The sequence below is a fragment of the Rhizobium sp. BK060 genome (assembly GCF_014193145.1).
Classification (GTDB): Bacteria; Pseudomonadota; Alphaproteobacteria; order Rhizobiales; family Rhizobiaceae; genus Rhizobium.
In genome coordinates, this window is sequence record NZ_JACHYW010000006.1 from 137,119 (window position 1) to 160,383 (window position 23,265).

General features: G+C 62.0%; 19 protein-coding genes. 12 read left to right on the top strand and 7 right to left on the bottom strand.

Going from position 1 to position 23,265, the window contains the following annotated elements; translation table 11 throughout:
* Position 1: 1 nt before the first annotated feature.
* The 3 genes from FHT71_RS08870 to FHT71_RS08880 form a co-directional block, all read right to left on the bottom strand.
* The gene (locus FHT71_RS08870; RefSeq protein WP_132589188.1) at positions 2 to 637 is read right to left on the bottom strand and encodes a LysE family translocator; all 636 of its coding nucleotides are present in this window, start codon (positions 635 to 637) and stop codon (positions 2 to 4) included.
* 135 nt (positions 638 to 772) lie between these two features.
* Positions 773 to 2,212, bottom strand: coding sequence for a pyruvate kinase (gene pyk / locus FHT71_RS08875; RefSeq protein WP_183719482.1), 1,440 nt, complete (start codon positions 2,210 to 2,212; stop codon positions 773 to 775).
* On the bottom strand, positions 2,212 to 2,697 hold the full coding sequence (locus tag FHT71_RS08880; protein ID WP_007802470.1) for a DUF1036 domain-containing protein: 486 nt from the start codon (positions 2,695 to 2,697) through the stop codon (positions 2,212 to 2,214). The genes pyk and FHT71_RS08880 overlap by 1 nt, the downstream gene beginning before the upstream one ends.
* Before the next feature lie 200 nt (positions 2,698 to 2,897).
* Between FHT71_RS08880 and FHT71_RS08885 the strand changes: the two genes are divergently transcribed.
* The 11 genes from FHT71_RS08885 (at position 2,898) to FHT71_RS08935 (ending at position 15,301) form a co-directional block, all read left to right on the top strand.
* Complete coding sequence (locus FHT71_RS08885; RefSeq protein WP_132589186.1) at positions 2,898 to 3,689, top strand: N-formylglutamate amidohydrolase; 792 nt, start codon at positions 2,898 to 2,900, stop codon at positions 3,687 to 3,689.
* Positions 3,690 to 3,700: 11 nt separating this feature from the next.
* The gene (locus FHT71_RS08890) at positions 3,701 to 4,006 is read left to right on the top strand and encodes a DUF1244 domain-containing protein (protein ID WP_132589185.1); all 306 of its coding nucleotides are present in this window, start codon (positions 3,701 to 3,703) and stop codon (positions 4,004 to 4,006) included.
* Positions 4,007 to 4,095: 89 nt separating this feature from the next.
* Entirely contained in the window at positions 4,096 to 4,359 is a 264-nt protein-coding gene (locus tag FHT71_RS08895) for a DUF2312 domain-containing protein (protein WP_007527482.1), read from the top strand.
* A 282-nt stretch (positions 4,360 to 4,641) separates the two neighbouring features.
* Complete coding sequence (locus FHT71_RS08900; RefSeq protein WP_037084447.1) at positions 4,642 to 5,259, top strand: ANTAR domain-containing response regulator; 618 nt, start codon at positions 4,642 to 4,644, stop codon at positions 5,257 to 5,259.
* A complete protein-coding gene (locus FHT71_RS08905; protein ID WP_132589184.1) occupies positions 5,256 to 6,470 on the top strand; it encodes a CmpA/NrtA family ABC transporter substrate-binding protein in 1,215 nt (404 codons plus the stop codon). Before FHT71_RS08900 ends, FHT71_RS08905 begins: the two co-directional genes overlap by 4 nt.
* Before the next feature lie 316 nt (positions 6,471 to 6,786).
* Positions 6,787 to 8,049, top strand: a complete 1,263-nt coding sequence (locus FHT71_RS08910; RefSeq protein WP_183719484.1) for a nitrate/nitrite transporter — start codon at positions 6,787 to 6,789, stop codon at positions 8,047 to 8,049.
* A 19-nt stretch (positions 8,050 to 8,068) separates the two neighbouring features.
* Positions 8,069 to 10,519, top strand: a complete 2,451-nt coding sequence (gene nirB / locus FHT71_RS08915) for a nitrite reductase large subunit NirB (protein WP_183719486.1) — start codon at positions 8,069 to 8,071, stop codon at positions 10,517 to 10,519.
* Between the two features lie 4 nt (positions 10,520 to 10,523).
* Complete coding sequence (gene nirD / locus FHT71_RS08920) at positions 10,524 to 10,859, top strand: nitrite reductase small subunit NirD (protein WP_085990691.1); 336 nt, start codon at positions 10,524 to 10,526, stop codon at positions 10,857 to 10,859.
* Positions 10,859 to 13,516 (top strand): nitrate reductase, encoded by a 2,658-nt coding sequence (locus FHT71_RS08925; RefSeq protein WP_183719525.1) that lies wholly within the window; start codon positions 10,859 to 10,861, stop codon positions 13,514 to 13,516. Before nirD ends, FHT71_RS08925 begins: the two co-directional genes overlap by 1 nt.
* The gene (cysG, locus tag FHT71_RS08930) at positions 13,488 to 14,984 is read left to right on the top strand and encodes a siroheme synthase CysG (protein ID WP_183719488.1); all 1,497 of its coding nucleotides are present in this window, start codon (positions 13,488 to 13,490) and stop codon (positions 14,982 to 14,984) included. Before FHT71_RS08925 ends, cysG begins: the two co-directional genes overlap by 29 nt.
* Positions 14,984 to 15,301, top strand: a complete 318-nt coding sequence (locus tag FHT71_RS08935) for a hypothetical protein (RefSeq protein WP_183719490.1) — start codon at positions 14,984 to 14,986, stop codon at positions 15,299 to 15,301. Before cysG ends, FHT71_RS08935 begins: the two co-directional genes overlap by 1 nt.
* Positions 15,302 to 15,314: 13 nt before the next feature.
* On the opposite strand, the gene FHT71_RS08940 is transcribed toward FHT71_RS08935, so the two are convergent.
* From FHT71_RS08940 to FHT71_RS08955, 4 genes are all read right to left on the bottom strand, one after another.
* Entirely contained in the window at positions 15,315 to 16,436 is a 1,122-nt protein-coding gene (locus FHT71_RS08940; RefSeq protein WP_183719492.1) for an HPP family protein, read from the bottom strand.
* A gap of 54 nt (positions 16,437 to 16,490) precedes the next feature.
* Positions 16,491 to 17,399 (bottom strand): LysR family transcriptional regulator, encoded by a 909-nt coding sequence (locus FHT71_RS08945; protein ID WP_183719494.1) that lies wholly within the window; start codon positions 17,397 to 17,399, stop codon positions 16,491 to 16,493.
* 172 nt (positions 17,400 to 17,571) lie between these two features.
* The gene (locus FHT71_RS08950) at positions 17,572 to 19,464 is read right to left on the bottom strand and encodes a DUF882 domain-containing protein (protein ID WP_183719496.1); all 1,893 of its coding nucleotides are present in this window, start codon (positions 19,462 to 19,464) and stop codon (positions 17,572 to 17,574) included.
* A gap of 180 nt (positions 19,465 to 19,644) precedes the next feature.
* Positions 19,645 to 21,198, bottom strand: coding sequence for a sigma-54 dependent transcriptional regulator (locus FHT71_RS08955; RefSeq protein ID WP_132589176.1), 1,554 nt, complete (start codon positions 21,196 to 21,198; stop codon positions 19,645 to 19,647).
* A 205-nt stretch (positions 21,199 to 21,403) separates the two neighbouring features.
* Here FHT71_RS08955 and FHT71_RS08960 point away from each other — a divergent pair, with 205 nt between their 5' ends.
* A complete protein-coding gene (locus tag FHT71_RS08960) occupies positions 21,404 to 23,254 on the top strand; it encodes a M3 family oligoendopeptidase (protein ID WP_183719497.1) in 1,851 nt (616 codons plus the stop codon).
* Positions 23,255 to 23,265 lie beyond the last annotated feature (11 nt).

Below are 23,265 nucleotides of genomic sequence, written 5' to 3' on the forward strand. Positions count from 1 at the left end.
GTCACACCGTCGCCCGACGATAGAGCGCGAGCGAACCAGCCAGCGCAAGCAGCGCGCCGCCACAGGCACGTTCAAGCCAAAGCGCTGCCTTCGTCTTGAGGAAGCGGACGGCCTGCGCGCCGAACACGGCATAGGCAAGCATGATGATGAAATCGAGGGAGGCGAACACCAGTGCGAGCACGGCATATTGCGCCGCCTGCGGGCTGGTCGGATCGATGAACTGTGGCAGGAAGGCCGAAAAGAAGAGGTAGCCCTTCGGATTGGTGACCGCGACCATGAAGCTCTTCAGGGCGATCGAAGCCGGCGTTCCGCCCGCCGCCACCGCCCCCTGCTTCGAGGCGGCATCGATCGTACCTTTCGACCGCAGCATCATGATGCCGAGAAAAGCCAGATAGGCGGCGCCGACATATTTGAGCGCTGAGAACCAGAATTCCGACGCCGCCAACAGCGCGCCGAGACCGATCGCAACGGCCCCGATCAGTACAAAATCCGAGAGCACCGCTCCAACCATGCCGGCGGCGGCACGCCTGACGCCGTAACGCGAACCATTGGTCATCGCCAGAAGCACCGTTGGTCCCGGCGTGGCGATGCCAACGAAGGAAACGGCTGCGAACGCAAGAAGCGTGACTGTCTGCATGATGCCCTCCCAATCTCGGCACGGGAGACTTGCATGCGCATGCGCCACACGCAAGGGAGCATCGCGTGGACCAAAAACAGAAAGCCCGCCGCTTGTGTCCGGCGACGGGCTTTCGTTCAATCCCTAGGGAAAGTCTCAGACGCCGCTCTGGCCGTCGGAGCCGATATAGGCGATACGCAGCATGTTGGTCGCGCCAGGCGTTCCGAGCGGCACGCCGGCCGAGATGATGATCCGGTCGCCCGGCTTGCCGAAGCCTTCATCGGCGACGATACGGCAGGCGCGGTTGACCATGTCGTCGAGGTCGGTTGCGTCATGCGTGACAACGCAGTGCAGGCCCCAGACGATGGCCAGCCGGCGTGCGGTCTGGATAACGGGCGACAGCGCCAGGATCGGCACCTGCGGGCGCTCGCGGGAGGCGCGCAGACCCGTTGTGCCTGATGAGGTGTAACAGACGATGGCCGACAGACGCAGCGTCTCGGCGATCTGGCGGGCGGCGAGCGAAATCGCGTCGGCGCCGGTTGCCTCGGGCTGGGCGCGCTGCGCATAGATGATGCCCGGATAGTGCGGCTCGCGCTCGATGGCGCTGGCGATCGACGCCATCGTCGCGACCGCTTCGACAGGATAGTCACCGGACGCGGATTCGGCCGACAGCATGACCGCATCGGCGCCTTCGAAGACGGCGGTCGCAACGTCGGACACTTCGGCGCGCGTCGGAACCGGCGCGGAGATCATCGATTCCAGCATCTGCGTCGCGACGACAACCGGCTTACCGGAGCGACGGCAGGCGCGGATCAGCTGCTTCTGGATGCCCGGCACGGATTCGAGCGGCATTTCGACGCCAAGATCGCCACGAGCAACCATCAGCGCGTCGGAAAGCTCGATGATTTCCTCGATGCGCTCGATCGCCTGCGGCTTTTCGATCTTCGACATGATGCCGACGCGGCCGCGTGCAATCTTGCGCACTTCGGCCAGATCTTCCGGGCGCTGCACGAAGGAAAGCGCGACCCAGTCGACGTCGTCGGTTTCGAGAACGGCTGCGAGGTCAGTACGATCCTTGTCCGTCAGAACGCCGACGGTGAGCAGCGTGTCGGGAAGGCTGACGCCCTTTCGGTCGGAGATCTTCATGCCTGAAATAACCGTCGTGACGATGCTCTTGCCGTCGCACTTTTCAGCGCGCAGTGCGAGCTTGCCGTCATCGATCAGCAGCCGGTGGCCGGGCTGCACCGATTCCAGGATTTCCGGGTGCGGCAGGAATACACGGCTGGCGTCGCCGGGAACATCCTTGTTGTCGAGCGTAAACGTGTCGCCCGGCTTCAAATCGACCTTGCCTTCGGCAAACTTGCCGACGCGCAGCTTCGGACCCTGCAGATCGGCGAGAATGCCGATCGGCCGGCCCGAACGCGCCTCGACGGCGCGGATGCGCTTGATCAGTGTGCGCATAACGTCATGGCTGGCGTGGCTCATGTTGATGCGGAAGACATCCGCACCGGCCTGGTGCAGCTTCTCGATCATCGATTCCTCGGACGAGGCGGGTCCGAGCGTGGCGAGGATTTTAATTTTGCGGTTACGCTTCATCAATTCGGGCTTTCTTGCGTGCCGGGGGTATCGGAAAGTTGAACCATCCAGCTGCCCTGGCGGCCCGTGTCATATTCCTTGAACCCCATCTTCTGATAGCCACGGGCATAACAATCATTGACACCCGTGATCTTGAACTCGTTTTCCGCCACGCACATCTGCACGTCACCCGTCCATCGGCCTCCCCGAGCGGCGTCTTCGGCGTAGAGATAGTAATATCGCGACTGCAACTCGCCTTCGATCAGCGTCGCGCAAGTCGTCGCCGGCACCTGCCACCAGCCTTCCGTCATCCAGCCATCCTTGGCTCGATACCCGATCGCCACGCCCACCAGATTCTGCGTTCCGTTGCACACGCGGAAATCGGCGCGGGCTACATCAGCAATAAAAAACGGCGAGAAAGCCGCGAGAACAAACAATGCAAAACGGGCAAGCGGCCCGGAACGCGTAAGGAAACTTGGCGCGGTCTGAATCAACACGACTTCCAATGGGCTCCCGGTTATTTCTTTAGGTGTGCCTTCTTGCGCTGCCTCCCGGCGAATGTCAACGCAATGCTAATCGATTATATTCCGGATCTTCAACCGTACTTGGACCGGGCTGCAGCCTTTGCTTGTCGAGCGCGCTTGAACCAGCCCATGGCCCGTGCGATCAGAGGCAGCCCCACAATCTGCGATCGGCCATTTCCTTCATGAGCACTTTCAAAGCATTCGAACTATTAGCCGGCGATCATGACAAGGGCATGGTGCTGCTCGGCGATCACGCGAGGAACCGATTGCCCGAGCGCTATGGCAGGCTTGGCTTGCCGGACAGCGCATTCGAGCGCCATATTGCCTATGACATCGGCATTGAAGGACTCGTAAGGAACTTGTCGGCGAAGCTCGGCGTGCCGGCCGTGCTGGGCGGCTTTTCACGGTTGCTGATTGATCCCAATCGTGGCGAGGACGACCCGACACTGATCATGAAGATATCAGACGGCGCGATCGTTCCGGGCAATCATCCGATCACCGCTGAGGAGTGGAATTACCGGGTCGAAACGTTCCACCGGCCTTATCACAAAGCCGTCAGCGAAACGATCGACAGGGTAGCGAACAAGACAGGCAAGGCCCCGCTCGTTCTGTCTCTTCACTCCTATACGCCGGTCTGGAAAATCTTTCCCCGCCCCTGGCACGCAGCGGTTCTGTGGGATACCGATCATCGCGCAGTCGCTCCCCTGCTTGATATGCTGCGCAGCGATCCCGATCTCGTGGTGGGTGACAACGAACCTTACGATGGCGCACTGAAGGGTGACACGATGTATCGGCATTGCATGCTGACCGGCATCCCGCACGCGCTGCTCGAGGTGCGCCAGGATCTGATCGGCGACGAGCCCGGCATTGCCGCATGGGCAAAGCGTCTCGCGCCGATTTTCGAGACAATGAACGCCAATCCGGCACTGCACGAGTATAATGTCCACATGTCGCGCACCGGTCCGTACGAATGAAGGAGACCAAAATGGCCGCCCTGACCAAGCAACAACAGACCGAATTCGAGGCTGCAGCCTTTCGCCGCCTCGTGGCGCATCTGCGCGAACGAGGCGATGTGCAGAACATCGATCTGATGAATCTGGCCGGCTTCTGCCGCAACTGCCTGTCCAACTGGTACCGCGAGGCGGCCGAGGCCGAAGGGGTTCCGCTGTCAAAGGACGAATCGCGCGAAATCGTCTATGGCATGCCATATGAAGATTGGAAGAACCTTCACCAGAACGACGCCTCGGCGGAGCAAAAAGCCGCTTTTGAACTGAACAAGCCGCACAAATAAATCTCTGGCGGCTGAATCGGCTTGACCCCGGACACGCTTCGCGGCAGTCAACGCCATCCGAATTTCCCACCCTCTATCAGGAGAACACGATGTCTGATGCTCATGGCGTCGCCCGCGACCAGCTCCGCGCTTTTGTGGAGCGCATTGAACGCTTGGAAGAAGAAAAGAAGACCATCGCCGACGACATCAAGGACGTCTACGGCGAAGCAAAAGGTATGGGCTTCGATACCAAGATCCTCAAGAAGGTCGTTGCGCTCCGCAAGAAGGACGAGCAGGAACGCATGGAAGAGGACGCAATCCTCGACACTTATCTGCACGCGCTCGGCATGATCGAGGCGCCGCCGGAAGGCTGATTTCTGCGCACTTTCTCAAAAGCCGCCGATCCATCGGCGGCTTTCTTGTTTTGGGCGCCGAAGGCAATTCGGCGACGCCAGAACGAAGCCCATTAAATAGGCATACTAAAAACTGCTTGATTTTGAGGCGCCATTCGCGCATTCAATGGCCGCACGACGGGCACACCAGAAGCCTCAGAGCCACAGGGCAGCGCAACGACAGCATGGCACCTTCCCCGATACCGACACCGGCGCTATCTGAACTAACGCGCGTCCCGGATCTCAGTGAACGGCGGTAGACCTGTGGCCAACCGTTCTTCCAAGCCCAGCGACCTCAACGTCCTCGTCATCGACGAGAACAGCATCCGCGCGTCGATCATCGAGGTCGGCCTGCGCGAAGCGGGCTATGACAATGTCACCATCATCGACGACATGAATGGCCTTGCGAGGCGCATCATGGAGATCAACCCCGATGTCATCGTCATCGACATCGAGAACCCGAACCGCGACATGCTGGAAAGCATCTTCCAGATTTCGCGCGCGGTAAAACGCCCCATTGCGATGTTCGTCGACAAGTCGGACGAAGCCTCCATCGAGGCGGCGGTCGAGGCTGGTGTTTCCGCCTATATCGTCGATGGCCTCAAGCAGGAACGGGTGCGCCCGATCCTGAAGATGGCGATCAGCCGCTTCAATGCCTTCTCGCGCCTGAACCGCGAGCTGGAGGAGACGCGCGGCGAACTGGAAAACCGCAAGCTTATCGACCGGGCGAAGGGATTGCTGATGCGATCCCGCGGCCTGACGGAGGACGAAGCTTATGCGCTCATGCGGCGAACGGCCATGAACCAGAACAGGAAGATCGTCGAGATCGCCCAAAGCCTGATTACCGCTGCAAGCCTTCTGGATCCGGGAACCGACGCATGACGAGCACACATCAGATTACCGCCGGCTTTCTGCCGCTTCTCGACAGCGCCATACTGGTCGCGGCCAAGGAAAAGGGCTTTGCACAGGCACAGGAAATCGAGCTGGCGCTCGTGCGTGAACGCTCTTGGGCGACGATTCGCGACCGACTTGCGGTCAGCCATTTCGACGTGGCGCATATTCTCGCCCCCATGCCGATCGCCTGCAATCTGGGACTGACCGCACCGGCCCCGCGCATGATCGTACCGATGGCCCTTGGACTTGGCGGCAATGCCGTGACTGTCTCTGCCGGTCTATGGAGCGAGATGGCCGAATGCGGCGCCTCGCCCGATCTCGATGCGCGCTCCAGCGGCCTTGCCTTGAAGCAGGTCATCGATCGCCGCAAAGGAGACCGGCTCCGCTTCGGCGTCGTCCACCCCTACTCGGGCCATAACTACGAACTGCGCTACTGGCTGTCTGCGAGCGGCATCGATCCCGATCGGCAAGTGGAGATCGGCATCTTGCCTCCCCCTGACATGGCGGATGCCCTGACGGCCGGCCTCATCGACGGCTATTGCGCAGGCGAACCTTGGAATACACTTGGCGTGCTCAACAATGGCGCGCATCTGGCGACGGCCAAGGCGGCCATCTGGAAATCGAGCCCGGAAAAGGTGCTCGGCGTCAACAGCCGTTGGGCCGATGGCCATCCCAAGGCCTTGGCTGCCCTTCTGCAAGCGCTCTACAAGGCCTCCCTCTGGTGCGCGGACGCCGCCAACCACCTGGAGCTTGCCGATCTGCTGGCGAGGCCCGCCTATGTGAACCGGCCTGCTGAAGACCTGCTGCCCGCATTGACCGGCCTTCTGCATACCGGCGGGGGCGAGATCCGGAACGTAAAGGACTTCTTCGTCCCCAATGCCAAGGCCGCGACATTCCCATGGAAAAGCCACGCCCTGTGGTTTTACACGCAGATGGTTCGCTGGGGGCACATCGAACATACGGCGCAGCATCAGCAGATCGCCAATGACACCTACAGGCCGGATATCTACCGAAACGCGCTGCGGACGTTGAACGTCGCCATGCCGGCCGCAAGCTCCAAGGTGGAAGGCGCGCTTCGCACCGAAACGCCCGTCGGATCCAGCGGCGCGCTGACGCTCGGGCCGGATGGCTTCTTCGACGGTAACCTGTTCGATCCCGATGACGTGGATGGCTACATTGCGGCTCAGAGCCGATCCTAACCGCGCGCTTATTTTATGCGCATTGCACAATTTTTAGATCCGCTGCTGCATATGCGCTGATGCCGAGATGCCGTCCCGATTTGCGGTATCGATCTTAATCTTTAAAAAACAAACACTTGAATAAACTGGCACGGCTCTTGCGTCGCTATGGGCAGGCCACGAGGCCACGAATTCGGCGTCCAACGACGGGCGCTCACAGCAAAGCCGCTGATCAGGATATTTCGCGCACCTCAGGTGCATGCGCCCTGACCAGCGGCTTTTTGTTTTTAACCCCTAGCGATGGATCGGCACGACCTTGTCGGGCCCCGGAGAAGCCATGTCTGTTATCAAGAGTACGCAGTCGATGTCCGCCGGCGAACCAGCCAAAGCATTGTGGATGTCCACGATTGCCTTCACCCTCTGTTTTGCCGTGTGGACGATCTTCGCGATCATTGGCATCCGCATCAAACAGGAGCTTGGCCTGAATGAGGCCGAGTTCGGATTGCTGGTCGGCACGCCAGTCCTGACCGGTTCGCTGGTTCGCATCGTGCTTGGCATCTGGACCGGCCGTTACGGTGGCCGCCTCGTCTACACGCTCACCATGCTGGCCGCCGCCGTGGCGACCTTCCTCCTCTCCTATGCCCACACCTATACGCAGATGCTGATTGCCGGCCTCGGCGTCGGGCTTGCCGGCGGTTCCTTCGCGGTCGGCGTCGCCTACGTTTCGCCATTCTTTCCGGCGGCAAAGCAGGGAACAGCACTTGGCATCTTCGGCGCCGGCAATGTCGGCGCTGCTGTGACCAAGTTCGCCGCCCCGTTCATCCTGATTGCATGGGGTTGGCAGGCTGTTGCGCAGATCTGGGCCATCGGCCTGGGGCTGATGGCGATCGTCTTCTGGTTCACCACGACGGATGATCCGGCCTTCCGCCTCCGCCGCGAGCGCGGCGTCGCCTCCAAGAGCCTCCTGCAGGAGTTCGCACCGCTGAAGAACGCCCAGGTCTGGCGCTTCTCGCTTTATTACTTCTTCGCCTTCGGCGGCTTCGTTGCCCTGTCGCTGTGGCTGCCCCGCTATCTGGTTGGTGTCTACGGCTTCAATCTGGGCGTCGCCGGCATGGTCGCCGCCGCCTATTCCATTCCGGGCAGCATTTTCCGCGCCTTCGGCGGCGTTCTCTCCGACAAGAAGGGCGCTCGCAGCGTCATGTACGTCATGTTTGCCGTGTCGGCTGTGGCAACCCTGATCCTTTCGCTCCCGGCCGCCGGCACCGGCTCCGCACTCGGGATCACGCCTGTCGTCTTCATCGTCGTCATCTTTGCCCTCGGCTTCGTCATGAGCCTTGGCAAGGCTGCCGTCTACAAGCACATCCCCGCCTACTACCCCGAAAGCGTCGGCGCGGTCGGCGGCATCGTCGGCATGATGGGCGGCCTTGGCGGCTTCATCCTGCCGATCGCCTTTGGCCTCCTGAAGGACATGACCGGCCTGTGGTCGAGCTGTTTCATGCTGCTCTTCGCGATCGTCGTCATCTCGCTGGTCTGGATGCACCTGTCGGTCAGGCAGCTCGACCGCCGGGGCCTCTCCGCACAAGCCGTCGCTGCCACCTGATTTTGAGGACCTGAAAACTATGACCAAGAAGCTTGTCATCATCGGCAACGGCATGGCGCCCGGGCGCATGCTCGAGCACCTCTTCGAAAAGGCACCGGGCCAATATCAGGTCACGATCTTCAACGCCGAGCCGCGCGTCAACTACGACCGCATCATGCTTTCGCCGGTTCTGTCCGGCGAGAAGGAGTATGAAGAGATCATCATCCACGGCGATGGATGGTACATCAAGCACGGCATTACGCTCTACAAGGGCCACAAGATCGTTGCGATCGACCGTGCCGCCAAGACGGTCACCTCCGATCACGGCGTCGTTGAAAGCTACGACAAGCTGGTGATTGCCACCGGCTCGGTGCCCTTCATCATCCCTGTGCCCGGCAAGGATCTGCCCGGCGTCATTACCTACCGCGACCTCGACGACGTGCAGGCGATGCTGCTTGCCGCCCAGTCGCGCGAGAAAGCGATCGTCATCGGCGGCGGCCTGCTCGGCCTCGAAGCGGCGGCCGGCCTTGCGTCGCGCGGCATGGACGTCACCGTCCTGCACGTCATGCCGACACTGATGGAGCGCCAGCTCGATCCGGCGGCCGGTTATCTCCTGCAGAAGGCCGTTGAAGAACGCGGCATCAAGGTCATCACCAAGGCCAATACCAAGGCGATCGTCGGCAACGGCAAAGTCGAGGGCATCGAGCTCGACGACGGCCGCATCATTCCGGCAACCCTGGTCGTCATGGCGGTCGGTATCCGCCCGAGCGTCGGGCTCGCAAAGGATGCCGGCATTGCCGTCAACCGCGGCATCGTCGTCGATGATGGCATGCAGACCTCGGACGGCAGCATCATGGCGCTTGGCGAGTGCGCGGAAGTTGGCGGCATGGTCTACGGCCTTGTCGCACCGCTCTACGAGATGGCCCGCGTCGCCGCCTCGCATCTGTCGGGCGACCGCTCTGCCGCCTTCGTGCATTCCGACACCCCGACCAAGCTCAAGGTCACCGGCATCGAACTGTTCTCGCTCGGCGACTTTGCCGATGGCGACGACCGTGAGGAAATCGTGCTGCGGGATGCCTCGGCCGGCGTCTACAAACGCCTCGTGCTGAAGGACAACAAGATCATCGGCACCGTCCTTTACGGCGAAACCGCCGACGGCGCCTGGTTCAACGATTTGAAAAAGAAACAGACCGATATCAAGGAGATGCGCGAAACGCTGATCTTCGGTCAAGCCTATCAGGGAGGGTCGCCGCTGGACCCTATGGCGGCCGTTGCAGCCTTGCCGGATGACGCGGAAATCTGTGGCTGCAACGGCGTCTGCAAGGGCAAGATCACCTCGACGATCACAGCTAGGGGCCTGACGTCGCTCGACGACGTGCGTGCCCACACAAAGGCTTCCGCGTCCTGCGGCTCCTGCACCGGCCTCGTAGAAAAGCTGATGACGCTGACCCTCGGCGACAGCTACAACCCGGCCGCCGTCCAGCCCATGTGCACCTGCACCGAACTCGGCCACGACGACGTGCGCCGCCTGATCAAGGCCAAGGGCCTCAAGAGCATCCCTGCCGTCATGCAGGAACTCGAATGGAAGACCTCGTGCGGCTGCGCCAAGTGTCGTCCGGCTCTCAACTACTACCTCGTCTGCGACTGGCCGGATGAGTATGCCGACGACTACCAGTCGCGCTTCATCAACGAGCGTGTCCACGCCAATATCCAGAAGGACGGTACCTATTCCGTCGTTCCACGCATGTGGGGCGGCGTGACGAACTCCAACGAACTGCGCGCCATCGCCGATGTCGTCGACAAGTTCGAAATCCCGATGGTGAAGGTGACGGGCGGCCAGCGCATCGACCTGCTGGGCATCGAGAAGGAAGACCTGCCGGCGGTGTGGGCCGATCTCGGCAAGGCCGGCTTCGTTTCCGGACAGGCTTACGCCAAGGGGTTGCGCACGGTGAAGACCTGCGTCGGTTCCGACTGGTGCCGCTTCGGCACGCAGGATTCCACCGGCCTCGGCATCCGCATCGAGAAGTTCATGTGGGGGTCTTGGACGCCGGCCAAGCTGAAGATGGCGGTCTCGGGCTGCCCGCGCAATTGCGCCGAAGCGACCTGCAAGGACATCGGCGTGATCTGCGTCGACAGCGGTTTCGAGATCCATTTCGCCGGTGCTGCGGGCCTCGACATCAAGGGCACCGAGGTTCTCGGCCTCCTGAAGACCGAGGACGAAGCGCTGGAGCATATCGTGGCGCTGACGCAGATGTACCGCGAGCAGGCCCGCTATCTCGAGCGCATCTACAAATGGGCGAAGCGTGTCGGCCTGGACGAAATCCGCCGCCAGATCATGGGCGATGCCGAAAAGCGCCAAGCCTATTACGACCGCTTCGTCTTCTCGCAAAAATTCGCCCAGGTCGACCCCTGGTCGGAGCGCGTCTCCGGCAAGGACAAGCATGAGTTCAAGCCGATGGCGACGATCGGCTACCCGCAGGCCGCTGAGTAAGGAGATGGACATGAATTGGATTGCAATCGGCGACATCTCCGAAATTCCGCTGCGGGGGGCCCGCTGCGTGAAGACACCCCAGGGCAAGATCGCCGTCTTCCGCACGGCCGAAAACGAGATCTTCGCCATCGAGGACCACTGCCCGCATAAGGGCGGGCCGCTCTCCCAAGGCATCGTCCATGCCAAGGCCGTCACCTGCCCGCTGCATAACTGGGTGATCTCGCTCGAAACCGGCAAGGCGCTGGGCGCCGATGAGGGCGAAGTGCGGACCATCCCGGTGCGCAACGAAAACGGCGCCCTCTTCATCGCGCTCGAAAGCCTGATGATGGCGGCCGAATGATGGAAACAGAGGTCAAGACAACCTGTCCCTATTGCGGTGTCGGCTGCGGCGTCATCGCCAAGGTCGCAGACGACGGCAAGGTTTCCGTCAAGGGCGACCCAGACCACCCCTCCAATTTCGGGCGGCTGTGCTCGAAGGGCTCGGCGCTTGGCGAAACCGTCGATCTCGACGGGCGCATCTTCCACCCGGAGGTTTCGGGGGAGCGGGCGGAATGGGGACAGGCGCTTGACCTCCTCGCGCAACGATTTTCGGATGCCATCGCGAAGCACGGTCCCGATTCCGTTGCCTTCTACGTCTCCGGCCAGCTGCTGACCGAGGACTACTATGTTGCCAACAAGCTGATGAAAGGCTTCATCGGCTCGGCCAACATCGACACCAATTCGCGGCTCTGCATGTCATCCTCCGTCGCCGGCCACCGCCGCGCCTTCGGCTCGGATACCGTGCCGGGAACCTATGAGGACCTGGAGCTCGCCGATCTGGTGATCCTCACCGGCTCGAACCTCGCCTGGTGCCACCCGGTCATCTATCAGCGACTGGCCGCCGCCAAAGCAGCACGCCCCGGCATGAAAGTCGTCGTCATCGATCCACGGCGCACGATGACCGCCGATATCGCCGATCTGCACCTTGCCATCCGCCCGGACAGCGACGTCGCTCTTTTTGTCGGCCTTTTCGAGCATCTGATCGCAAGCAACGCCATCGACCAGAACTACGTTGCCGAACATACCAACGGCTTTGCCGAGGCCTTTACGGCTGCCTCCGGGATCTCCTTCAACGAGGTGCTGGAACTGACCGGCCTGCCAGCCATGCAGCTTCGCGAATTCTACCGCCTCTTTGCCACGACTGAGAAGGCCGTCACCTGCTACAGCCAGGGCGTCAACCAGTCCTCGTCGGGCACCGACAAGGTCAACGCCATCCTCAACTGTCATCTCGCCACCGGCCGGATCGGCCGGCCCGGCATGGGACCCTTCTCGCTCACCGGCCAGCCGAACGCCATGGGCGGGCGCGAGGTCGGCGGGCTTGCCAACATGCTGGCCGCCCACATGGCAATCGAAAGCGCCGAGGATCGCGACCGCGTCCAGCGCTTCTGGGGTGGGCCGACGATTGCCGAAAAGCCGGGCCTGAAGGCGGTCGATATGTTCAGGGCCGTTGCAGACGGACGGATCAAGGCGCTCTGGATCATGGCGACCAACCCGGTCGTTTCCATGCCGGATGCCGACGCCGTCGAGGCCGCCATCAAGGCCTGTCCCTTCGTCGTCGTCTCCGACGTCCTGAAGGACACCGATACCGCGCGTCACGCGCACGTCCTTCTGCCCTCGCTCGGCTGGGGCGAAAAGAGCGGTACGGTGACCAATTCCGAGCGTCGCATCTCCCGCCAGCGCTCCTTCCTCGATGCGCCCGGAGAAGCCCGGGCCGACTGGTGGCAGCTTGCCGAGGTGGCCAAACGGATGGGCTTTTCCCAGGCCTTCGACTTCGCCTCCAACGCAGAGATCTTCGACGAACACGCCACCCTCTCCGCCTTCGAGAACAACGGCAATCGCGACTTCGACATCGGCGCATATGTCGGCATGGATCTACAGGCCTATGACGAACTGCCTCCCTTCCAGTGGCCACAGCCGGCGGGTCAAGAGAATGGTGAGACCCGCTTCTTCGCCAATGGCGGCTTCTACCACGCCGACGGCAAGGCACGCTTCATCGCCGTCAAACCGGTCGCCTCGGATCGCACCAACGCCGACTATCCCTTCACGTTGAACACCGGCCGTATCCGCGACCAGTGGCATACGATGACGCGCACTGGTAAAAGTGCGCGGCTTTCATCCCACATCGCCGAGCCCTTCGCCGAGCTTCATCCACGTGACGCGATCGAGATCGGCGTCGGCAATGCCGGTCTTGTCGAGATCGAAAGCCCACACGGCACGGCCGTGGTTCGCGCCCTGATCACGGAGCGGCAGGCCCGCGGCAGCATTTTCGTGCCGATGCACTGGAACGATCAGTTTGCCGCCAAGGCGCGCATCGACGCCGTCGTCGCGCCTTTGACCGATGCGCTCTCGGGCCAACCCGCCTCGAAAAATGTCGCAGTCGCTGCCCAACGCTTCAAAGCGGCGCGCTACGGCTTTGCGGTCTCCCAAGTCAAGCCGGACAATCTCGATGCCGCGTATTGGGCGTTGGCAAAGGCCGAAGGCGGGTGGCGGGTGGAGCTCGCCTTCGACCGGCCGGTCGAGGACTGGTGCGCCTGGTGCCGCACCACTTTCGCTATCCCTGACGATGTCGAGCCACTCGGCTACGCCGACCAGCAATCCGGCGATCTGAGGCTCGCCTTCTTCGACGGCAAGCGACTGCTTGCGGCCCTGTTCCTGGCGCGCGAACCGGTGGCCGTCGCCCGCAACTGGGCGATCTCCCAGCTCACCGCCGAGCACACCAATCTGCGCAAGCGCTTCGCTCTCGTCGCCGGTCGCCCGGGTGCCGACAAGCCTGATCCGGGCGCTACCGTCTGCTCCTGCTTTGGCGTCGGCGTCAACCAGATCGTCGCAGCCGTTCGTGGCGGCTGCCACAGCGTCGAAGCCGTCGGCAAGGAACTCAACGCCGGAACCAACTGCGGCTCCTGCCGCGCCGAGATCAGGGGGATCATCGATGGATGTCTTGCAGCCGCGGCGGAGTGAAACACCCGCCCGCATGGAGCCGCTTGCCAAGCTGCCGGTGTTCTGGGCGCTCGAAGGCAAGCGCGTGATCATCGCCGGCGGATCCGATGCCGCCGCCTGGAAGGCCGAGCTTCTCGCCGCATGCGGCGCGGAAGTCCATATCTATGCGCACGAGCTTTCCGACACCTTCGAGAAACTGATCCTGCGAGGCGCCGAACACCCTCAGGGCAGTTTCATCCATCACGCCGAAGCATGGAATGAAACGATCTTCACCGGCGCTGCCATCGCCATCGCCGACTGCGAGGGGAATGACGAGGCGGAAGCCTTCTTCGCCGCCGCCCGTATGGCCGGGGTGCCGGTCAATGTCATAGACAAGCCCGCCTTCTGCCAGTTCCAGTTCGGTTCGATCGTCAACCGCTCGCCTGTCGTCGTGTCCATCTCAACGGATGGTGCCGCCCCGATCCTTGCCCAGGCAATCCGCCGGCGGATCGAGACGTTACTGCCGCGGGCGTTGAAAGGCTGGGCGGAATTGGCACACTCGCTACGAGACCGGATCAACGAGCGGCTGGCGCCCGGCCCCTTGCGCCGCGCTTTTTGGGAGAGATTCGTTGAGCGCGCCTTTTCAAGTTCGGACACGCCGGAGGAGGGCGTCGGCGGGCAGCTTCTCAAAGAAGCCGAAAGGCTTCGGGAAGCGCCCGCCCACTCCAAGGGTCGTGTGACGCTGGTCGGCGCCGGCCCCGGCGATGCGGAGCTTCTGACGTTGAAGGCCGTTCGCGCCCTGCAGGGAGCCGACGTGATCCTCTTCGATGATCTGGTTTCATCGGAGGTGTTGGAGCTTGCCCGGCGCGAGGCAAAGCGCATGCTGGTGGGAAAGCGCGGCGGCCGCACGAGCTGCCGCCAGGAAGACATCAACGACATGATGGTGAAGCTCGCCAAGGCAGGCAAGCGTGTCGTGCGGCTGAAGTCCGGCGATCCGATGATCTTCGGCCGCGCCGGCGAGGAAATTGCCCATCTTGATCGCGAGAACATTCCGGTCGATGTCATCCCCGGCATCACCGCCGCAAGCGCCATGGCCTCCCGCCTCGGGATCTCGCTGACGCACCGCGACCACGCGCAATCCGTCCGCTTCATCACCGGCCATTCTCGGCATGGCGGGCTGCCGGCCAATGTCGATTGGGCCACCGTCGCCGATCCGCATGCGACGACCGTCTTTTACATGGGCGGCAGGACGGCGCCGCTTATCGCCGATCGGTTGATCGAAGAAGGCCTGTCGCCTGAAACGCCGGCCATCATCATCAGCGACGTCAGCCGGTCGACACAACGCGATTGGCGCGGCACACTCTCAACCGTCGCCTGTGGGATCGCGGAAATCGGCTATGACAATCCTGTCCTGATCGCTGTCGGCAGCGCCCTTGCGGCACGCCAGAGCGGCACCGGCGAGGCCGGCCATCTCGATGGCTATTTCCGCTTGGCCGTCGGAGCGCGCTGATGCAACTCCAGACGATCGCTCCCGTCTTCCTGGTTCTCACCATCGCCCTCAGCTGGCCGCGCTTCATCAGCATCTTCAGCCCCAGAACGGATGCTACCGTGGCAACCGCCCCGCTCACCATGATCGCCAGCGCGGTCAGTCTCTCCGCCCTCGGATTGGCCTTCGCCGGCAACGGGCCATGGCTCGGCATGCTGATCGCGGCGCTTGGCCCGCTTCTCGGTTGGACGGTGCGGACGCCAGCGCCGCCGCTCGCCGTGTCGCTGTCCACGCTCAGCCTGGCCGCCTACCTGCAGTTCGGCTTGGCCACTATCTTCTAGCTAAGCTGGCATTTCACGCGGCGCTTCGCGTCGTCTGTTCCGGCAGCAGGTGAGCCATGGCGTTCAGCAGATCCGTCTGCGAGATGAGCCCGAGCACGTGGTCGCCGTCATCGACAATGACGACTGCGTGCGTGCGCCCGTCGGTCAGGTCAGGCAACAGGCTAATGGCGGGCGCATCCGGGGAAGTGGTCGCGGCCGTCGCAATGTGATCGGCAAGCCGCTCGGCCTGCATCAATTCCCGCAGCCCCACCGTGCCGACCAATCGCCCGCTGCTATCCTTTACGGGCAACGTACGGACATTGTGTTTCAGCAGCAGCGCGCGCGCCTCTTCCGCCGTGGCGTTCTCGCCCACCGCGATCACGTCGCGCGACATGATGTCGGCGCACCTGACGGTGCCGTGCGAACGAACGGCAGCCTCAACCTCGACCTGCCTCAGCAAGCGGCTCAGGTCGCCGCGATCGATATCGAAGGTTTCCTCGAACTTCGCCAGCGCCGCATCGACATCTTCTTCACGCAAACCAATCCGCACAGCGGACGGCGGATCGATCGTCTGATGCGTATTGACCGGCGCCGGCGCGGCGACATGCGGATAGTTTCGCCGCCCGAGCTTGTGAAAGAGAATGCCGAGCGCCACCAGGATGCAGGAATTCAGGGCTACCGGCACGAAGGGGAAGAGCAGGCCCCAGCTTGCAACAGCCGGACCACCCAGCACAGCGGTCAGCGCCGCAGCGCCGCCGGGCGGATGCAGGCAGCGGGTGAACGACATAGCGCCGATCGCCAGCGAGACGCCGACGCCGATCGCGATGATCGGCTCATGGATGAAGTGTGCGGCGCTGATGCCCATCATGGCGGAGATCGTGTTGCCACCAATGATCGACCACGGCTGCGCAAGCGGACTAGCCGGCACGGCGAAAAGCAGCACGGCCGAAGCGCCCATCGGCGCAACGATTAGCGGCAGGTGCGAGCCCTGCCCGACGAAGTAACCGCAGACCATGCCAGTCAGCGCGATCGCGATCAGCGCACCAAGGCACGCAAGCATGCGCTCGCGCAGCGTGGCGCCGGCGAGGATCGGCGAAAACAGGCGGAGACGGAGGCGCCTTCCAGGATCGGTGTTGGGATTGCTGGAATTTGACATGACGAACCGGCAGTTTGTGAAACGAAGCGTCTTGATTGAGAGGAGGATGCAAGGTTAGCCGCTTGGAAGTGGGAGGCCGTCCCTGCCCCGCGAGGCAATAAGGACATCGTGAAAGGCCTCGAACGAATCCGATCGGTCGCCCTTTCGACGCACGAGAAATGTTTCCACCGCGCCGATCTCGCCGGTGACGATATCGACGGGCCAGCGCAGCAGATCGAACACCGAGCGCGGCATGACACCAAAGGCATTGCCGGCGACAATGCTCGCGAGGATCGCATGATAAGAACCGAGCTCCAGCGTGCGCAGTGAGGCGGCGTCCTGTGCCCACTCCTCGGCCATGCGGCGATAGGTGCACCCTGGCTCCATCACGGCAAGTGTCCCAACACGCAGGTCGGCCGCGGCTTTGACGTCGGGGTGTTTCGGAGGAAGGACGAGAATGAGGTCCTCGACATAGATGCGCCGTGCATCGAAGCTGCCGAGGTCGAGATCGGCATAGCGCGTCTCGTCGAGCGACGCCTGCGGCGGCCGGGCGACCAATGCGCAGTCCAGCTCTTCGGCCAGCACGCCCAGCATGAGCTCCCGTGTCGCACCCATCGTCAATTGCAAGGAGACGTCAGGCCACAGCGATCCGAACCGCCTGATGACGTCAGGAAGCCGACTTGCGGCGGTGCTTTCCATCGTTCCGACACGCAGCATTCCCGATGCCGCCAGCGGCCGCACAGCCTGCTTTGCTTCCTCTGCCAGGTCAGCAAGACGCGTTGCATAGGACAGGAAGATCGAGCCTTCGCGCGTCAGCGACATCTTCTTGCCGTCGCGACAAAACAGCGCCACTCCGAGATCCTCTTCGAGCTGCTGGATGCGCGTCGTGACATTCGACGGCACACGGCCTAGCGCCGCCGCAGCCTTCGTGACGCTGCAATGCGATGCGACTGCCTTAAAAATTTCGATTGACGACAGATCCATATCTTCACTTACAGAGAATACAGGAGGCGCCATATTCTCGATATGGAAATGAAAATCAACCCCACGCCTGTCCCGAAACCGCACCTCACCGCGCGACTTTCCGCCACAGTCCGCAAAGCAAAAGAGCCGCCGGATCGCTCCGGCGGCTCTTTCAAACTCTTCCTTGTCCGCCTCAGTTCGAGTCGAACTTCCGCACTTCCATGAAGTTGACTGCGCTGCCGCTGAAGCGGCCCGGATCGATGGAGGCCGTTTTGGTGAAGCCTTCGGCATAGACCGAAGTCGGCTGGGCACGAAGCGTCTGACTGACGAAGCGCGGCGCCTTGACCGGCTTGGTGACCATTTCCATGCGGGAGTTGGTAAGCGCCCACTGCGAGATGATCTTCTGCGTCAGCTTCGGCTCGGTGCGAATCGTCGCGCGGCTGGCGTCGGCTTCTGCGGCCTCATGCTTCGTCGGGCGTGCGCCCTTGGTGGGCAGGCCCTGCGACAGCCCATTCGCGTCGGTCGCATTCGGTGCATCGAAGCCATCGCCGAAGCTTGCGGACTTCGTGGTGGGAGCAAGAGCGGCAAGCTGCAACGGCGGCTTCTCGCTTGGAACCTTTTGCGGCGTTGCCGCGTTGATAGCCTGCTCGATGCTCGTGACCGGCGGCTGGTTGGACGCGACCTGACGGTCGCCATCACCATTCTGCTGGTCAAGGGCATCGGCAACGGCCGGAGAAAGCGTATCCTCCTGGTCTGCTACGTCGTCCTCTGCTTCAGCATCGGCATTCGCCGCTGCCAGAAGCTTTTCGGCAAGCGCCGGTCGTTCAGCCGGCGTCGGAACCGCTGCGAGATTCCCCGTCATCGCAGACGGATCGGCCGAAGCGACTTCCGCGTCGCCCGGAGCGCGGCGCGGTCCGAGCAGAGAAGGAACCGGTACGCTGTAGGCGCTGAGATCCGCAAACTGCTGCTGACCTTGCTCGGTCACTGTAGAAAGGGCTTGTTGCGCTGCGTTTGCGGATTGCGGAGCGACGAGGGCGCTGGCCATCTCGCTACCGCCTGGCTGATTGGCGAACGCCGGACGCACCTGCGGAACCGGCGCGCTTACACTTGCGACTTCAGTAGCCTGCGCGGGCGCTTGCTCGCCGGGATCGGCGGCGTTTGGCATGTCAACCTTCGGCGGCGACGCCTTGGCGACCGCCACTGCTGCGCTGCTATCATCATCGGAGCTGTCTTCGGCCTCGTCGGCGCCGCCCCCAAACAGGGCTGCAAACAGCGTCTTGTGCTTGGGCTGGCCACTCGATGACGAGCCCGTATAAGCGCCGGAGCTTGCCATCTGTACCTGCGACGAGCTCACGCGGCGCTTGTAATCGGCCACGGCCTGCTCGTAACCCGGCAGCGGACGACCATCCGAGGGGATGTGCATCGTGTTGCCGTTCGGGAAAAGCCGGACCAGTTCTTCGCGGCTCATGCGCGGCCAGGCGCGAACACCGCCGACATCCATGTGAACGAAGGGAGAGCCGGATTTCGGATAGAATCCAACGCCGCCGACCTGCATTTTCATCCCAATGCCGCGCAAAGTGGCGAGTTTGACGTCAGGAATGAAGAAATCCATCGCCTTGCCGAGCATATGCTGGCTCTTTTCGGCAACGCCGGAATTGCGTGAGCGGCCCTTCAGCATGGCGTTGGTGGCCGGCGAACGGAAGCCGCAGACAACGTTGATGTAGTCGCGCGAGCCGCTCTGGCGGTAGACCTCCCAGATAAGGTCGAAAAGGCGGGGGTCCATTCTCGTCGGCTGGTTCTTGCGCCAGTCGCGAAGGAATCGGTTCAGCTGCTGGAGACCCTTCGGATCGTACCGGCCGTTGCGCTTGTAGGTGATAACGGCCTTTTCGCCGGTGTGAATGAAATAGAGCTTGAGACTGCGTGTTTCGCCGGCCGCCTCGGAAGGCGAGCTGACCAGGACCGGCGAGGAAACAACGAGTGCGAGAAGGGCGGCCATAGCCGTCCTAAACACCTTTCCGCAAAGGTCCGTGTACCTAGTGCGCCCGTTCAAGCGCGAAGGCCTCGTATTCCCATTCAGATCCGGCAAACTCAATCCCCGTCAGACAGCCGATGGTCCCTCTTTGACACCGTTGGCTGTTAAATGCGGTCACACGATGGCAAAAATGCCACACGTGATCAACCTTTTCCTTACATAATGAACAGGCCACTAACAAGTGGTTTATGATTGGTAACAAAAGATGATTGCCGGAGCGTTAATTTAGGCGATTTATGCGGCGTCTTTCTGCGGATTGTCCGGATCTATGCCATAATCCTTGAGTTTCCGGTACAATGTGGATCGTCCGATGCCCAGTTTTCGGGCCACTTGACTCATCTGCCCCCGATAGAATTTAAGGGCGAATCGGATCAGTTCCTCCTCCACATCCGCAAGCTTTCGTACGTCTCCGGCAGGGTTTGTGCTCGCAATCGCGTTATCAGGCGCCTCCGTGATTCGTGCGACCGCCTCTTCGACGCTGGCCTGGTGAGCCGGGTAATCGGCGGTTGAGAGGTTGTTTTGTCGGTCGAGACGCGTGTTGTCGGCGACCAGCGCCAGGTGATCGACGACCTCGTATTCTGGCAGCTGGGCCGCGATCTGCGGAAAGTCTGCTTCGGTCAGTTCGCCCCCCTCGGCCAGCACTACCGCGCGGAAGATCGCGTTCTCGAGCTGGCGGATGTTGCCCGGCCAGTCGTAGGCGGTAAGCAGGGCCAGCGCGCCGGAGCTCACCGACATTCGTTGGCCGCCCTTCTGCTCGCTGGAGAAGCGATCGGCGAAGACCCGCACCAGGTGCGGAATATCCTCCTTGCGCTTGCGCAGCGCCGGGATGGTGATCGGAAAGACGTTCAGGCGATAGTAGAGGTCCTCGCGGAAGTGGCCGTTCTTGACCTCTTCGATCAGGTCCTTGTTGGTCGCCGAAATCAGGCGGACATTGACCTTGTGGGCCGTGCGCGCGCCAACGGTTTCGATTTCACCCTGTTGCACCGCGCGCAGCAGCTTGACCTGGACCTCGAGTGGCAGATCGCCGATTTCGTCGAGGAAGATGGTACCGCCATCGGCTTCCATGAACTTGCCGATGTGGCGCTCGGTTGCCCCCGTGAACGCGCCCTTCTCGTGACCGAAGAGGATGCTTTCGACCAGATTATGCGGAATGGCGCCGCAATTGACCGTGACAAATGGCTTGCCGGACCGGTCGCTGCCGGACTGGATGGCGCGGGCCACCAATTCCTTGCCGACGCCGGACTCGCCTTCGAGCACGACGGGAATATTCGACTGCGCGGCGCGTTGTGCCAGATCGATGACGCGGATCATCGCCGGGCTTGCCGAGACGATGTCGTCAAAGCCGACAGAGCCGGAACGCGACCGGCGACCGGCGCGCGCCTTGACCTCGCGCTGGTCGAGCTTCAGGGCATTCGAGATCGAGTTGGCGATCCGCTCGGGAGAAACCGGCTTGACGACGAAATCAAAAGCGCCGGCACGCATCGCCTGCACCACAGTCTCGATGCCGCCTTGCCCCGTCTGGACAATCACCGGAACATGAGTGCCGAATTCGTGCAGTGCCTCGAGGAATTCGAGGCCCGTCATCTCGGGCATCATCAGGTCGAGAACGATAATGTTGAAGAGGCCACTGCCTCGCTTGACCATCTCTAGTCCGATCCGGCCGTTTTCCGCCTGATGGACGACGTGGCCGTGACGCTCGATCGCGTTCTTGAGCAGCCGACGCTGGATCGGGTCGTCCTCGACGACAAGAATCTGCGCTGCACCCTTGAGCTCATTGTAACCGGTCATTGCTGCCTCACTTCATGCGAAACCTGAGAAGCACTGTGGCAGAAAGGCTTGAACATCCAGTTTTGAGAAACAATTGCATTTTAACGTTTGCGGTGGGGCCAAGTCCGACCCGAAACGGAGCTTATGGGCAGCCGAAAGCCCCTTGATGCCAAGCCTTTAGGCGCCTAGACAGTCAAGCCTGTCGCAAAAGAGGAACAGGACCCCGATGATGAAAAACACGCTCTCCGGCACGGCCATTAATTTTTCGGCAAGTTCTGCTGCCTCCGCGACGGATGCCGCCCTCGGCGACCTGCCGACCTGGAAATTGCAGGACCTCTACCCTTCCGCGACGTCCACGGCCTTCACCGGCGACATGGAGAAGGCCGGCAAGCAGGCGATCGCCTTCGAAGAGAAGTGGAAGGGCAAGCTTGCCGACGCCGCGACCAAGACGGGCACCGAGGGCATCGGCCAGGCGCTGAAGGAGTACGAGGCGCTGGATGACATCATCGGCCGCCTCGGCTCCTTTACCGGCCTCACCTATTTCTCCGACACATCAAACCCGGTAAACGGCAAGCTCTATGGCGACGCCCAGGCGAAGATCACCGAATTCTCCAGCCATCTCTTGTTTTTTTCGCTCGAACTCAATCGCATCGACGACGCCGTCATCGATGCCTGCATGGTTGATGACCCGGATGCCGGCCACTATCGCCCGTGGCTCGTCGATCTGCGCAAGGACAAGCCATATCAGCTCGAGGACAAGCTGGAGCAGCTCTTCCTGGAAAAGTCGATGACCTCGGCCGCGGCCTTCAATCGCCTGTTCGACGAGACGATGACGGAACTGCGCTTCGACGTCGATGGCGAAAAGCTGCCGCTGGAAGTCACCCTGAACATGCTGCAGGAAAAGGACCCCGAAGTCCGTCGCAAGGGCGCGATGGCGCTCGCGCAGACGTTCAAGGAGAACCTGCGTACCTTTACCCTCATCACCAACACGCTCGCCAAGGACAAGGACATCTCCGACCGCTGGCGCGGCTTCGATGACATCGCCGATAGCAGGCATCTTGCGAACCGCGTCGAGCGCGAAGTGGTCGATGCGTTGGCCGCCGCCGTCAAGGAAGCCTATCCGCGCCTCTCGCACCGCTACTACAAGATGAAGGCAAAGTGGCTCGGCATGGACCAGATGAACTTCTGGGACCGCAACGCGCCACTGCCGGAAACCTCCAACGCCATCATCTCCTGGAATGAGGCGAAGGACACCGTCCTTTCCGCCTACGGCAACTTCGCGCCTGAGATGGCTGCGATCGCCAAGCGCTTCTTCGACGAACAGTGGATCGACGCGCCGGTTCGCCCCGGCAAGGCGCCGGGCGCCTTTGCACATCCGACGGTCCCGTCGGCGCATCCCTACGTGCTCGTCAACTATCTCGGCAAGCCGCGCGACGTGATGACACTCGCTCATGAGCTCGGTCACGGCGTCCACCAGGTTCTGGCTGGTGCCCAGGGCGCCCTGATGTGCCAGACGCCCCTCACTCTGGCGGAAACCGCCTCCGTCTTCGGTGAAATGCTGACTTTCCGCGCCCTCCTCGACACGACGAAGGACAAGCGTGAGCGCAAGGCCATGCTCGCCCAGAAGGTCGAGGACATGATCAATACAGTCGTGCGCCAGATCGCCTTCTACGAATTCGAACGCAAGATTCACACCGCCCGCAAGGCCGGTGAACTGACGTCGGAGGACATCGGCGAACTCTGGCTTTCCGTGCAGTCGGAGAGCCTCGGGCCGGCGATCAAGATTTCAGAGGGCTATGAGACCTATTGGGCCTACATCCCGCACTTCATCCATTCGCCCTTCTATGTCTACGCCTACGCATTCGGCGACTGCCTGGTGAACTCGCTCTATGCCGTCTACCAGAAGGCCGACAAGGGCTTCCAGGAGAAGTATTTCGAGCTTCTGAAGGCCGGCGGGACCAAGCATCATTCGGAGCTCCTGAAACCGTTCGGCCTGGATGCCACCGATCCGTCGTTCTGGAGCAAGGGGCTGTCGATGATCGAAGGGCTGATCGACGAATTGGAAGCGCTTGATTAAGAGCGCATAGG